This is a genomic window from Streptomyces sp. TAA486, assembly GCF_000426165.1.
Map to the genome: position 1 here is coordinate 388300 of NZ_AUEV01000003.1, position 13472 is coordinate 401771.

Annotated in this window: 10 protein-coding genes; 3 read left to right on the forward strand and 7 right to left on the reverse strand. The window is 70.9% G+C overall.

What is annotated here, in order from left to right; translation table 11 throughout:
• Positions 1-53 precede the first annotated feature (53 nt).
• Together I004_RS0108460 and I004_RS0108465 are read right to left on the reverse strand one after the other, a co-directional pair.
• Positions 54-569 carry a DinB family protein gene (locus I004_RS0108460; RefSeq protein ID WP_028435113.1) on the reverse strand — a complete coding sequence of 172 codons (516 nt, stop codon included), beginning with the start codon at positions 567-569 and terminating at the stop codon, positions 54-56.
• Between the two features lie 113 nt (positions 570-682).
• Positions 683-1708 carry a chitinase gene (locus I004_RS0108465; RefSeq protein ID WP_486579859.1) on the reverse strand — a complete coding sequence of 342 codons (1026 nt, stop codon included), beginning with the start codon at positions 1706-1708 and terminating at the stop codon, positions 683-685.
• A gap of 153 nt (positions 1709-1861) precedes the next feature.
• On the opposite strand from I004_RS0108465, the gene I004_RS32985 reads away from it, so the two are divergent.
• The 3 genes from I004_RS32985 (at position 1862) to I004_RS0108480 (ending at position 5432) form a co-directional block, all read left to right on the forward strand.
• Positions 1862-2311, forward strand: a complete 450-nt coding sequence (locus tag I004_RS32985) for a hypothetical protein (protein WP_037975394.1) — start codon at positions 1862-1864, stop codon at positions 2309-2311.
• A gap of 16 nt (positions 2312-2327) precedes the next feature.
• On the forward strand, positions 2328-4484 hold the full coding sequence (locus I004_RS0108475) for a bifunctional polysaccharide deacetylase/glycosyltransferase family 2 protein (protein ID WP_028435115.1): 2157 nt from the start codon (positions 2328-2330) through the stop codon (positions 4482-4484).
• Between the two features lie 189 nt (positions 4485-4673).
• Positions 4674-5432, forward strand: a complete 759-nt coding sequence (locus I004_RS0108480) for a metalloregulator ArsR/SmtB family transcription factor (RefSeq protein ID WP_028435116.1) — start codon at positions 4674-4676, stop codon at positions 5430-5432.
• A gap of 12 nt (positions 5433-5444) precedes the next feature.
• Here I004_RS0108480 and I004_RS0108485 read toward each other — a convergent pair whose 3' ends face one another.
• The 5 genes from I004_RS0108485 to I004_RS32990 all read right to left on the reverse strand — a co-directional run bounded on the left by I004_RS0108485 (position 5445) and on the right by I004_RS32990 (position 13322).
• A complete protein-coding gene (locus I004_RS0108485) occupies positions 5445-5756 on the reverse strand; it encodes a hypothetical protein (protein ID WP_028435117.1) in 312 nt (103 codons plus the stop codon).
• Positions 5757-6102: 346 nt separating this feature from the next.
• Complete coding sequence (gene obgE, locus I004_RS0108495; RefSeq protein WP_028435119.1) at positions 6103-7545, reverse strand: GTPase ObgE; 1443 nt, start codon at positions 7543-7545, stop codon at positions 6103-6105.
• Between the two features lie 224 nt (positions 7546-7769).
• Complete coding sequence (gene rpmA / locus I004_RS0108500; protein ID WP_028435120.1) at positions 7770-8027, reverse strand: 50S ribosomal protein L27; 258 nt, start codon at positions 8025-8027, stop codon at positions 7770-7772.
• Between the two features lie 14 nt (positions 8028-8041).
• Positions 8042-8371, reverse strand: a complete 330-nt coding sequence (gene rplU / locus I004_RS0108505) for a 50S ribosomal protein L21 (RefSeq protein ID WP_028435121.1) — start codon at positions 8369-8371, stop codon at positions 8042-8044.
• A gap of 427 nt (positions 8372-8798) precedes the next feature.
• Complete coding sequence (locus I004_RS32990) at positions 8799-13322, reverse strand: Rne/Rng family ribonuclease (protein WP_106965293.1); 4524 nt, start codon at positions 13320-13322, stop codon at positions 8799-8801.
• Positions 13323-13472 lie beyond the last annotated feature (150 nt).

The following is a 13472-nucleotide window of genomic DNA, read 5'->3' on the forward strand; positions in this document are numbered from 1 at the left end:
CGCGGTGAACTCGTCCTCGGGCCTCCTAGCGCCTCGCCCTCCCCCGCCCCCGGTCAGAAGTACCCCTTCCTCCCGTCGAGCAGCTCACGGACGACATCCGCGTGGCCGGCATGGCGGGCCGTCTCCTCGATCATGTGGTGCAGGATCCACCGCAGAGACGTCTGATCCGCCTTGTGGCCGGGGTACCGGCCCACGGTGTCGAGCTCGTGCGACGCGGTGATCCGGTTCGACACCTCGCACTGCCGCCCGTACTCCTCCAGCAGCCGCGCGAGGGGGATGCCCTCGACCATCATCTCCGCGTCCTCGGGCCCGTCCTCGAAGAGTGGCCCTTCGGCGGGCCCTCCGATCAGCAGGACCTCGAACCAGCAGTGCTCGACCCAGCGCATGTGGGAGACGAGTCCGGCCATCGTCATGTGCGGCGAGGCGGGCAGCACGGACCGGTGGGCGTCCGCCTCGGAGAGCCCCTCGCACTTCCAGTGGATGACGGCGCGCTGCATGTCGAGCCATGCGACGAGCTGGGTCCGCTCGTCGGCGTCGAACCGCGGACGTATGCGAGGAGGCGTCGTCATGCCGGGACGCTAGCCCGTCCCCGCTCCGGGACGCACCGCATTTTCGGCGCTCCACCGGTGGCGCTGCCGGTGCCGGACGGGGGCTCGCCGCTCGTCTCGCGGCCGCAGCCCGCTCAGCCCGACAGCGCGGCCGCGAAGGCGCCCTTGTCCTGGGCGACACCGCTGCAGGTTTCGTCCACCTCCGCCTGCTCGCCGCCCGCGCACTCCCGGTCGCGTGCGGAGGACCACATGGACAGCCCGCCGAGGTCTCTCTTCGCTGCGAACGCGGCCAGTTGTGCCGCGTCGTCCAGCGTGAAGGTCTCGGCCTCGATGTCGTTGACGCCGATCATCACCGTCAGCCGCAGCGCCCGCCAGGCGTCGGCGTCGGACAGACCGAGGAGACCGGTCAACTCGTCGTGCGTGGACCGCGCCGCCACCATCGCGTAGTCGCCCATGTCGCCTGTGTGGGACGGGCTGTAGCTCATCGCCATGACGTTCACGGCGGAGATCTCCACGTCCTGATCGGCGGCGTTGCGGAGCAACTCCTTGCCCTGCGGCGTCAGTCCTGAGGGCATCACGGGAAGCGTGAACGACACCTCCAGTCCGTCGCGCCGGCTCTGAAGGAGTTCGATCGCCTGCGCGCGGCGCGCCGTGGCCGCGGAGTCCCCGAGCGTGTCCCCTTCGATGTCGAAGTCCGCCGCCTTCGCACCCGTCCGGTCCAGCACCTGCTCGTAGGCGGCGGCGAGTTCGGCCGGGCTGTCGCAGGCCAGGGCGAGTTCGGTGTCGGTCGCGCCGCCGAAGGAGACGCGGATGTCCGCACCGCTCTCCCGCAGCCCTCCGATCCGTTTCTTCGCGGCCGCGTCGTCGATGGCGGTCTCGTCGTCCCACATGGGGGCGCACTCGTCGTCCCCCGAGGCGACGGCGAACGACACGTGGAACGCCGAGGGCATGCCGGCGGTTTCCGTGCCGGCGGCCGTGGTGGCGTTCACGTACGGAGCGAAGGGGACGGCGGATCCGGCTCCGCCGCGCTCGGCGCCGTCAGGCGGCGCGGCGGACGGCGAGCATCCGGCGCAGACGACCGCGAGAACGCCTGCGAGCCGCACCATCCAGCGCCGCACGCCGATCACCCCTTCCCGTGCCGTTTCCACGTCGTTCCGCATCGTTCGAAGTGGCCCTCGTCGCATCGTTCGAAGTGGCCCTCGCAGGACAGCAGTTCGCGAGAGCACCCGGCTCAGCAGAAACCATGGCACTCATCCGGTGTGCCGGACGGAGACACAGAGAAATCACAAGAAAGGTCTCCAGGATGCCCGGCCATGACTCTCTCGCCTACCGACGCGCCTTCCGACGACCGCAGACGGCACGGGAGCGCTGATCAGTCCGGGGAAGCGGACAAGCTCGTCTTCGTGGACGCCACCGGCCGCCGGGCTCTTCTCCTGCGCCGGGCGGGGATCGTGCTCGGCGCCGCGTTCCTCGTGTACGGGGGGATGGTCGGCGTGTCCTTCATGGGAGGTCCCTCGCTCGCCCCTTCGGAAATCGCCCCGTTCGACAGCGTCAGCAACACAAAGGACCCCGGCACCGAAAGTGTCCGCAAGGACAACTCACCCTCCGCACGCAACTCCGTGCGGCCGTGCCGCAAGCAGTGCCGCAAGATCTGCAGGAAGCACCTCGGAAAGGCCGCCTGCAGAAAGAGGCTGCCGGACAGGACGGTGAACGAACCCGCAGGTGCGACGCCCACTCGCTCCGCCCCTGCATCCGTCCGGTGAGGGGCCCCCGAAGCAGATGACCTCCACCGCCACACGCGCCAGACACGCCAAGCCGGGCCAGCTGTCCGCCACGCGCCGCCCCGCCTTCTTCGGACCACGCGCCGTCCTCGCCTTACTCGCCCTGTTCGCGCTGGTCGGCGTGATGCTCTTCAACGGGTATCTGCACGCCGAACTGGGCGACGACACGCGCGTGCGCGAGAACGCCTCCTCCGACCGCGTCCCGAAGAGAGTCCTGAGTGGCGGGTCCACGCTGTCGTTCCCCAACGGCAAGGCACGCAACCGGCCCGTCCCGCGCAGGACCATCGCGCTCACCTTCGACGACGGCCCCGACCCGAAGTGGACCCCGAAGGTCCTCGCCATCCTCGAGAAGTACGACGTACCGGGCACCTTCTTCGTCGTCGGATCGATGACGGCCCGCTATCCGGACGCCGTGCGCGAGATCGTCGACGGGGGCAACGAGGTCGGCATCCACACCTTCACGCACGTCGACCTCTCGTACCAGAGCGCCGAGCGCGTCGACCGGGAGATCGCACAGACGCAGCTCGCGCTCGCCGGCGCCGCGGGGATCAACACCTCGCTCTTCCGGGCCCCTTACTCCTCCACACCGGACGCCGTAGACAACTACAGCTGGCCCGTCTACCGGCGGCTCGGCACCAACGGCTACACGAGCGCCTTCGTGGACACCGACAGCGAGGACTGGCAGAACCCCGGGGTGTCGAAGATCGTCGAGAACGCCACCCCCAAGGGCGCCAAGGGCACGTCGGTGCTCTTCCACGATTCCGGGGGCGATCGCTCCCAGACACTCAGGGCGCTGCCCGAGTACATCGAGAAGATGAAGGCCCGCGGCTACGACTTCACCACCGTCAGCGAGGCGGTGCGACGGCCCAGCGCCCACCGGCCGGCCTCCGGGCCCCCTCTGTGGCAGGGCAAGGCACTCGTCGCGGCAACGGCGGTCGCGGAGTTCACGATGCCGGGGCTGGTCGTCGGGCTCACCGTCGTCGGCCTCGCCGTGCTCGGCCGCTCCGCGCTCATGCTCGTCCTGGCCCGCCGCCACCACCGGCAGCGCAACCGCCCGGGCTTCTTCTGGGGCCCGCAGGTGGTGGAACCGGTGAGCGTCATCGTCCCGGCGTACAACGAGAAGGAATGCATCGTCGGCACGGTCACCTCGCTCGCCCGGAGCACGCATCCCATCGAGATCATCGTGGTCGACGACGGTTCGACGGACGGCACCCCGGAGCTGGTCGAGGCGCTCACACTGCGCAACGTCAGGGTCGTGAGGCAGGAGAACTCGGGCAAGGCCACCGCTCTCAACAGAGGGGTCGCACATGCCCGTTGGGGCATCGTGGTGATGATGGACGGCGACACGGTCTTCGAACCGGACACGATCCACGCGCTGGTGCAGCCCTTCGGCGACCCGTCCGTCGGCGCGGTCGCGGGCAACGCCAAGGTCGGCAACCGCAGAACCCTCATCGGGGCCTGGCAGCACATCGAATACGTGATGGGCTTCAACCTCGACCGCCGCATGTACGACCTGCTGCGCTGCATGCCCACCATCCCGGGTGCCGTCGGCGCCTTCCGCCGCGAGGCACTCGCCTGCACCGGCGGCATGAGCGAGGGGACCCTCGCGGAGGACACGGACGTCACCATCGCCCTGCAACGCAGCGGCTGGCGGGTCGTGTACGCCGAGCACGCCATCGCCTGGACGGAGGCGCCGGGTTCCATGCGGCAGTTGTGGCGGCAGCGTTACCGCTGGAGCTACGGCACGATGCAGGCGCTCTGGAAGCACCGCCGGTCCGTCCTCGACCCCGGACCGTCGGGGCGGTTCGGGCGGGTCGGGATGCCGATGGTCGTCCTCTTCCAGATCGTCACACCGCTCCTCGCGCCGCTGATCGACCTCTTCACGCTCTACGCGGCAATCTTCATCGATCCGCTGAAGTCGCTGGCCGCCTGGGGGCTCGTCCTGGCCGTCCAGCTGATGTCCGCCGCGTACGCCTTCCGGCTGGACAGGGAGAGGTACCGCTACCTGCTGATGCTGCCGCTGCAGCAGATCGTGTACCGGCAGCTGATGTATCTGGTGCTGATCCACTCGTGCGTCACCGCGGCCACCGGCGGACGCATGCGCTGGCAGAAGCTCAAGCGCACGGGAGAGGTCGGAGCGGTCGGGGTCGGCTGACGCCCGCCCTCCACCCGTGGCCACCGGTCGGTCACTCGTCTTCGCACGCTGTGACCACCGGTGGCCACGCCCTTTCCCCTGCTACCTCTGGCCTGGGACCACGGAGAAAGCCACCCGAGCACTGGACCCGTCGCACATGGGCTTGAACATGCAGGTATTTACTTGCATGATGGAGCTGTGAGCACAGACGTGGACACGGTCTTCAAGGCCCTGGCCGACCGGACCAGGCGGCATCTGCTGGACCGTCTGCACGAACACAACGGGCAGACCCTGGGCGAGCTGTGCGGGCGCCTCGAGATGACCCGCCAGGCGGCGACGCAGCACCTGGCGATTCTGGAGGCGGCCAACCTGGTCAGCACGGTGCGGCGGGGCAGGGAGAAGCTCCACTACCTCAACCCCGTCCCCCTTCACACGATCCAGGAACGGTGGATCGACAAGTTCGAGCGCCCGCGCCTCCGGTCGCTGAGCGCACTCAAGCAACGAGCGGAGAACGCCATGGCCGACAAGCCGCGATTCGTGTACGTCGTCTACATCGAAAGCACCCCGGAGAAGGTGTGGCAGGCACTCACCGACGCCGACATCTCCGGCTCCTACTGGGGCCACCGCAACGTCTCCGACTGGCAGGCCGGCTCCTCGTGGGAGCACCAGCGCACGGACGGCTCAGGGGTGGCGGACGTCGTCGGGACGGTGGCGGTCAGCGAGCCTCCCACGCGCCTCGTGACGACCTGGTCGGACCCGGCTGCGCAGCCGGCGGACGAGCCCTCGCGGGTCACCTTCGACATCGAGCCGCACGGAGAGATCGTCCGGCTCACAGTGACCCACGAGGATCTGGAGGACGAGAACGAGCGGGAGCAGGCGGCCGCCGGCTGGGCGGCGGTGCTGTCGAACCTCAAGTCCCTGCTGGAGACGGGCAGTCCGCTGCCGCGGGAGCCTTGGCTAATTCCTTGAGGCCGGGCGTGCTCAGCCGAGACCGTCGAGCGCGGTGCCGGCGTAGTGCGGCCACTGTCCGGCATGGCTGACGGGGATGGCCACCCAGTCCTTGAAGGGGCGCCCCTTGCCGGAAGGGTCGAAGAGCTCGGCACCGCTCAGCGCGTGCGCCTCGGCGTGCGCAGGGGTGCCGTCCCCGAGCTTGACGGCAAGGACGTCTCCCTTGAGGCAGGCGAATGCCTTTCCGCCCGCCTTGAGGGCACGCTTGCCGAACATGGCGCCGGCAACGGCGCCGCGCGGGGCGAGTTCGTCGGCGAGATCGCCGAACAGCTCGTCGGGATTCAAGGGGTGGCTCCTCACGAAAGGACGTGAGAACCGATCCTTGCACCACACCCGCGGGTGCGAGGACGAAACCGGGACTCGGACGGCACGGGCCCGGCGGCCGCGACGGCGGCCGCCTCGAGCGGTTCGCGGACGAACCCGGGCGGCCCGAGGAGCTGTTGACGATCCGCGGCGGCGCGTCGGACCACGAAGCGGTCTTCGAAGGGCAACATCCACGGTGCGGCCAAGTGGACGGTGACCGCGCTCGCCGAGAACACGCGGCTCATGGTCCGAGGACGGAATCGGCGTGACGCCGATCGCCCGGCGTCACGGAGACCCACCGACTCCCCCAGGTGAGGCGGCAGCCGGTCTACTCCTCGAACGGGTCGAAGTCCTCGTACTCGCCCAGCGCTTCGTCGCGCTCCGCCTCGCGGTCACGCCGGCGCTGGGCGGCCGGACGCGGGGCCTCCATGCGGTGGTCCTCGCCGCGGCGGCCGAGCATCTCCGCGCCCGCCATCATCGTCGGCTCCCAGTCGAAGACGACCGCGTCGTCCTCCCCGCCGATCGCGACGCCGTCGCCCTCGCGTGCACCCGCCTTCATCAACTCGTCCTCGACACCGAGGCGGTTGAGGCGGTCGGCGAGGTAGCCGACGGCCTCGTCGTTGTTGAAGTCGGTCTGGTGGACCCAGCGTTCGGGCTTCTCACCGCGGACACGGAAGAAGCCGTCGGCCTCCTTCGTGACCTTGAAGCCCGCGTCGTCCACGGCCTTCGGGCGGATGACGACCCGCGTCGTCTCCTCCTTCGGCCTGGCGGCGCGCGCCTCGTCGACGACCTTGGCGAGGGCGAACGACAGCTCCTTCAGCCCCTGCCGGGAAACCGCGGAGACCTCGAACACCTGGTAGCCGCGGTCCTGGAGGTCGGGGCGGATGATGTCGGCGAGGTCCTGGCCGTCGGGGATGTCGACCTTGTTGAGTACGACGACGCGCGGCCGTCCCTCCAGGCCGCCGTACTGCGCCAGTTCGGCCTCGATGACGTCCAGGTCGCTGACCGGGTCGCGGTCGGATTCGAGGGTCGCGCAGTCCAGTACGTGCACGAGGACCGAGCAGCGCTCGACGTGCCGCAGGAAGTCCAGCCCCAGCCCCTTGCCTTCGCTCGCCCCCGGGATCAGACCGGGGACGTCCGCGATCGTGAAGACCGACGAACCGGCCGTGACCACACCGAGGTTGGGAACGAGCGTGGTGAAGGGATAGTCGGCGATCTTCGGCTTCGCCGCCGAAAGCACGGAGATGAGCGAGGACTTGCCCGCCGACGGATAGCCGACGAGGGCCACGTCCGCGACGGTCTTCAGCTCCAGCACGATGTCGCGTGCCTCACCGGGCTCGCCGAGCAGCGCGAATCCCGGGGCCTTGCGCCGGGGTGAGGCGAGGGCGGCGTTGCCGAGTCCGCCGCGGCCTCCCTGGCCCGCGATGAAGACGGTGCCCTTGCCGACCATGTCGGCCAGTACCTCGCCGTTCCTGCCGAGGACGACCGTGCCGTCCGGAACGGGCAGCACCAGGTCCTTGCCGTCGGCCCCGGAGCGGTCACCGCCCTCCCCCGGCCTGCCGTTGGTGGCCTTGCGGTGCGGGCTGTGGTGGTAGTCGAGCAGGGTCGTCACGTCGGGGTCGACGACGAGGACGACGTCACCGCCACGGCCGCCGTTGCCGCCGTCCGGACCGCCGAGCGGCTTGAACTTCTCCCGGTGGACGGAGGCACAGCCGTGGCCCCCGTTACCCGCGGCGACATACAGCTCGACGCGGTCCACGAAGGTGGTCATGTGAAGTGCCTCCAGGCTGAGGTTCGGTGCATGGTGTGCGTGCCGCGGGTTACCGCGGCGGACGTGCCGACGGCGGGACGTGCCCCCGGGGCGGCCCGTCGATGAGGGTGCCAACGCACCGAGGGCGGACCCGCTTCCCGTATGTACGAGTGATGCGTACGCACGGGAGCGGCCGTCCGCCCTCGGTGGTGATACGTGCTGCGATGCGCTACTGGCGCGGCTGATTACTCAGCGGCAGGAACGATGTTCACGACCCTGCGGCCACGGCGCGTGCCGAACTGCACCGCACCGGCGTCCAGCGCGAACAGCGTGTCGTCGCCGCCGCGGCCGACACCCGCACCGGGGTGGAAGTGGGTGCCGCGCTGGCGGACGATGATCTCACCGGCGTTGACGAGCTGACCGCCGAAGCGCTTCACACCCAGGTACTGAGGGTTGGAGTCGCGGCCGTTCCGGGTGGACGATGCGCCCTTCTTGTGTGCCATCTCTAGCTCAGTCCTTACTTCTTCTTCTTGGCCGGCGTGGGGATGTCGGTGATCTTCAGCGCGGTGTGCAGCTGGCGGTGACCGATCCGCTTCTTGTAACCGGTCTTGTTCTTGTACTTCTGGATGCGGATCTTGTCGCCCTTGTGGTGGTCCACGACCTCGGCCGCGATCTTCACCCCGTCCAGCACCCACGGGTCGCTGGTGACCGTGTCACCGTCCACGACGAGCAGGGCTGAGAGCTCGACGCGCTCGCCGGCCTTGCTCTCGGAAATACGGTCGACCTCGATGACGTCGCCTACAGCCACCTTCTGCTGGCGGCCGCCGGTGCGCACGATTGCGTACACGCGGAACTCTCTCTCTCGTCACGGAACCCCTGACGCCAGCCGCCCGGCATGGATCCGGCAGGCGGTGAGGACACCGCAGCCGGGGCTCCACGATCTGATCCGAGTGGATTGAGCGGCCTCTCCCGTGCTGGTACAGCGGGAGGGAGTTGCTCAGGAGCGTGGCGCATCCCGATTGACACGCCAGCGCTCAAGGTTACGGGGCGCCGCACACGCTGGTCAAACCGGTGCCCTCGGCGTCCCCGACGCTCTGCGGATGCCCGGCGGGGCGGAATCCCTCTGCGGGAAAGGGCCTAGGGCGTTGCCGTGGACGGTCCGCAACGGATCGCCGACCCGGAACGCCGACCCCGTACGGGCAAGGGCCGCTCGACGGCGTGTGTGCGCCGTGAGCGGCCCTTCCGCTTCTCGCCGGTCGGTCCGGTCAGTCCCGTCAGTCCTCCGGCTGCTCCTCGTCGGCCGGGGCGGACACCGAGGACGGTGCGTCCTGCTCGGCCGCGGCCGTCTTCCTAGACGTGGCCGACCTCTTGGCAGCGGAAGCCGCCTTCTTCGCCGTGGCCCTCTTCGCCGTCGCCCTCTTCGCCGCGGACTTCTTCGCGGTGGACATCCCGGAGGCGGCGTCCGCCGTGCCGTCCTCGTCGCCGTCACCGGCATCAGAGGACTCCGGCTCCGCGTCCGCATCGTCCGACGCCGACGGCGACCCCGCCGGAGCGGAGACGCTGCGGGTGGCACGGCGCCGCGCACGCACCGGAGGAGCCGCCTCCGAAGCCGACGCATCCGGCACCGCCTCGACCGACGGCTGCTGCGGTGCGGCCGTGAGCTCCGAAGATGGCAGCACGATCGCGTCCGCATCGTCCGACGCCGACGGCGACCCCGCCGGAGCGGAGACGCTGCGGCTGACGCGGCGCCGCGCACGCACCGGAGGAGCCGCCTCCGGAGCCGACGCATCCGGCACCGCCTCGACCGACGGCTGCTCCTGCGCCGACTGCTCGTCCGCCTTCGACGCCACGACGGTCACCACAGCCTCCTCGGAGGCGGGCGGCGCCCCCGCGGGGGCCGAGGCCTTGCGGGCGACCCGGCGGCGGCTCCGGGCGGGGCGCTCCGTTTCCGGCTGCGCGCCCGGCTCCGGATGACCGGCGTCCTGCTGAACGCCGCCCGCGTCACTCACGTCAGCGGTGGCGACCCTGCCACCAGCTTCGGAGCTTTCCCGCGAGCGGCCTTGCCCGTTTCCCGGGCCGGTGGCCCCCTTCGGGGTGCTCTCGTCGGTATCGACGGGGCCCGTTCTCGGCTGCTCGGATTTCTCGCGGTCCGTACTTCCGCTCGCCGGCGCCGCCGGCAGGGTCTGCGCGGAGGTCTGCGTCACCGGCTCCGACACGGAAGCAGCGGCGACCGGCACCGGCTCCCGCTCCGCGGACTCCTGCTCGCCCTGCACCGGTGCCGGCTGCGGAGCACCCTGCGGTGCCGTCGCCTTACGGCTGCCACGGCGCCGGGTGCGGCGTCCGGACGCGGCTGCGGCTTCGGCCTCAGCGACCGAGCCGTACAGCTCCTCGTCCGGCGTGAACTCCTCGTCCGCGTAGGCCTTTTCGGCCTTGGCCGCTGCCTTGCCGGCCTTGCCTGCCTTTACACCCTTGGCACCCTTCGTGCCCTCGGCCTCGGCGGCCGCCTCAGGCTCGGGCAGGGACACGGGCTCTGCCTCGGTCTCGGACGGGGCCTTGGTCTGGAGCTGCGCCTGCTTCTCGCCGCCGCTCTTGCCGCCCCGCTTCTTGCCCTTCTTGCCGCCGGCGGCAGCGGGCTGCTCCATGTGCACGTGGACGCCGCGCCCGTTGCAGTGCACGCACGGCTCCGAGAAGGACTCCAGCAGCCCCTGCCCGACGCGCTTCCGCGTCATCTGCACGAGCCCCAGCGACGTCACCTCGGCGACCTGGTGCTTCGTACGGTCCCGGCCCAGGCACTCCAGCAGGCGCCGCAGCACCAGGTCCCGGTTGGACTCCAGCACCATGTCGATGAAGTCGATCACGATGATGCCGCCGAGGTCGCGCAGCCGCAGCTGGCGCACGATCTCCTCGGCCGCCTCCAGGTTGTTCCTGGTGACGGTCTCCTCCAGGTTGCCGCCCTGGCCGGTGAACTTGCCGGTGTTGACGTCGACGACGATCATCGCCTCCGTCCGGTCGATCACCAGCGAACCGCCGCTCGGCAGCCACACCTTGCGGTCCAGCGCCTTCATCAGCTGCTCGTCGATGCGGTACGTGGCGAAGACGTCCACGTCCGACGTCCACCTCTCCAGCCGCTCCGCGAGGTCAGGCGCGACGTGCGAGACGTAGCCGTGGATGGTCTCCCATGCCTCGTCACCGCTGACGATGACCTTGGAGAAGTCCTCGTTGAAGATGTCGCGCACGACGCGCACCGTCATGTCCGGCTCGCCGTAGAGCAGCGTCGGGGCGTTGCCCTTCTGCGACTTGCGCTGGATGTCCTCCCACTGCGACTGCAGCCGTTCGACGTCGCGGCGCAGCTCGTCCTCGCTGGCGCCTTCGGCGGCCGTGCGGACGATGACGCCCGCGTCCTCGGGGACGACCTTCTTCAGGATCTGCTTCAGACGCGAGCGCTCGGTGTCGGGCAGCTTGCGGCTGATGCCGGTCATCGACCCTTCGGGCACGTAGACCAGGTAGCGGCCGGGCAGCGAGACCTGGCTGGTCAGGCGGGCACCCTTGTGACCCATCGGGTCCTTGGTGACCTGCACCAGCACCGACTGGCCGGACTTCAGCGCGGTCTCGATGCGACGCGGGCCGTTGGCCATGCCCAGCGCCTCGAAGTTGACCTCGCCGGCGTACAGAACGGCGTTGCGACCCTTGCCGATGTCGACGAAGGCGGCCTCCATCGACGGCAGGACGTTCTGCACCTTGCCGAGGTAGACGTTGCCGACGTACGAGGTGGACTGCTCCTTGTTGACGAAGTGCTCGACCAGCACGTCGTCCTCAAGCACGCCGATCTGCGTGCGCTCACCGCTCTGCCGGACGATCATCTCCCGCTTCACGGCCTCACGGCGCGCCAGGAACTCCGACTCGGTGATGATCGGCACCCTGCGGCGGCCCTGCTCGCGCCCCTCGCGACGGCGCTGCTTCTTCGCTTCCAGGCGCGTCGATCCCTTGATCGCCTGCACCTCGTCGACGGGTTCGTCCTTCTTGCGGCGAGGCTCGCGGATCTTGACGACGGTGCGCTCCGGGTCGTCGTCCTCGCTCTCGCGGCCCGCACCGGAATCGCCGGAGTCGCTGCCACGACGGCGGCGACGGCGACGGCGACGTGAGCTGCTGGACGAGCCGGAGCCGCCTCCCGAACCGCCCCGGGTCTCCTCGGCATCCTCGTCGGCCTCGTCGGACTCCGCGGCCTCTTCGCCCTCGCTCTCGGCGTCGCCACGCTGCTGCGACTGGCCCTCACGGCCACCGGCACCGGAATCCGCGGCGGCCTCGTCCGAAGACTCGGAGCTGTCACCGCGGCGGCGGCGCCGCCCACCACGGCGACGACGGCGTGCGGGACGCTCGTCCTGGCCCTCGTCGGACGCGTCGTCCGCGCCGGACTCCTTGGCCTCGTCGTCGCTTTCGTCGCCCTCGGCACCCTGGTCCGCACCCTGGCCGTCGCCGGACGTGTCGGCGCGGCGGCGACGACGGCGGGGACGCTCGGAGGCCGCGGGCGCCTCCTCTTCGTCCTCTTCCAGCTCGTCGGCCTCTTCGGCCGCCGAATCGGCAGCGGCAGCGGCGGCGGCGCTCTGCGGGGTCTGGAACTCAGGCTCGGTGAACACGGGCGCCTGGAAGAGCGCCACCGGGGGCTGTGCCGTGCGCTGCGCGGCAGTCTGTCCGCCGTCCGTCTCCGGCTCGGCGCTCTCGGGAGCGTCGGCGGCCGCGGACGCTGTCGACCCCGCGGCCTTGCGGGCGGTGCCGCGGCGGCGCTTCCGTGCGCCCGACTCGGCGGGCTCGTCTGCTCCGGCGACCTCGGCCGACTTCGCTGCGTCCGCCTCTGCCGGGGCTTCGGCTTCGTTCTCCGCGGACGCCTTGGACGGGGCCTTGGCCGACGCGCTCGCCTTGCGTGCGGGCGAACGGCGCGACCCGCGTGCGGGTGCCTCGGCCGCGGCCTCTTCGCTCGCGCCCTGCTTGTCCTCGGCGTCCTGGCCTTCGGCGGCCTGCTTGTCCTGCTGCGTGGTGTCCTCCGTGGCGGCGGCCGTCTTGCGCGTCGTCCTGCGGCGGGTGCGCGTGGGCTGAGCGGGCTCGTCGCCCGCACCTGCCTGTGCGTCCTCGCCGGCGCCGGCGTCGCGGGAAGTCTCCGCCTCTGCCGGTGTGCCCTCCGGGGCGGCGGCCCTGCGCCGCGCCCGCGGCGGCGGCGCCGGATCGGCGACGGCCTCGGACCCGGTGCCGGCGGCGCCGGGCACGTCCGCGGATGCACCGGCGGACGCGGAGTTCTCCGTCCCGGCGGTCGCGACCTGTTCGGCGGCCGCGGGCTCGCTCACGCTCGGGGCACCCGCGGGGGCGCTTGCCCTGCGGGTGGCCCGCCGCCGCGGCGGCGGGGACACGGGAGCCGGCTCGGCTGCGGGCTCACCGGAGCCCACGGAACCGGCGTCGTCCGCCCGGTCGGCGGCAGCACCGGCGGACGCGGACACCTCGCTCGTGGCGATCACCTCGGGAGCCGCCGACGGCTGGGCCGGCGGACCGGCGGGACGGCTGGCGGCACGGCGGCGGCGCGGCGGAAGGGTGTCGCTCGGAGAGACGGAGTCGGCATCGGACTGCTCCTGCTCCGGCGCCTCCGTCTGCGCGTGCTGCGGCGGCTGCTGCGACGCGGGCTGTTCGGCAGATGTGGCGCTCCAGGCGCCGGTGCCCTCCACAATTCCTGTGTGCTGCGCGCCCTCCGCGGGCACGGCGTTGTCGCCGTTCTCCGCGGCTGCGCTTTCATTTTCGTTGTTCGGTTCGAGCATGCGGGCGTTTCTCCCGTCGCGCTCCCGGGCGCCGCGCCTCATCGATAAGGCCACGGCCCACGCTCGGGGCGGGCCGTGCTCCAGGGCGCGGGCGCCACACGGGAGCTTCTGTCTCACTCGCCGGTTCCGGTCTGCCTTCCGTACAGACGG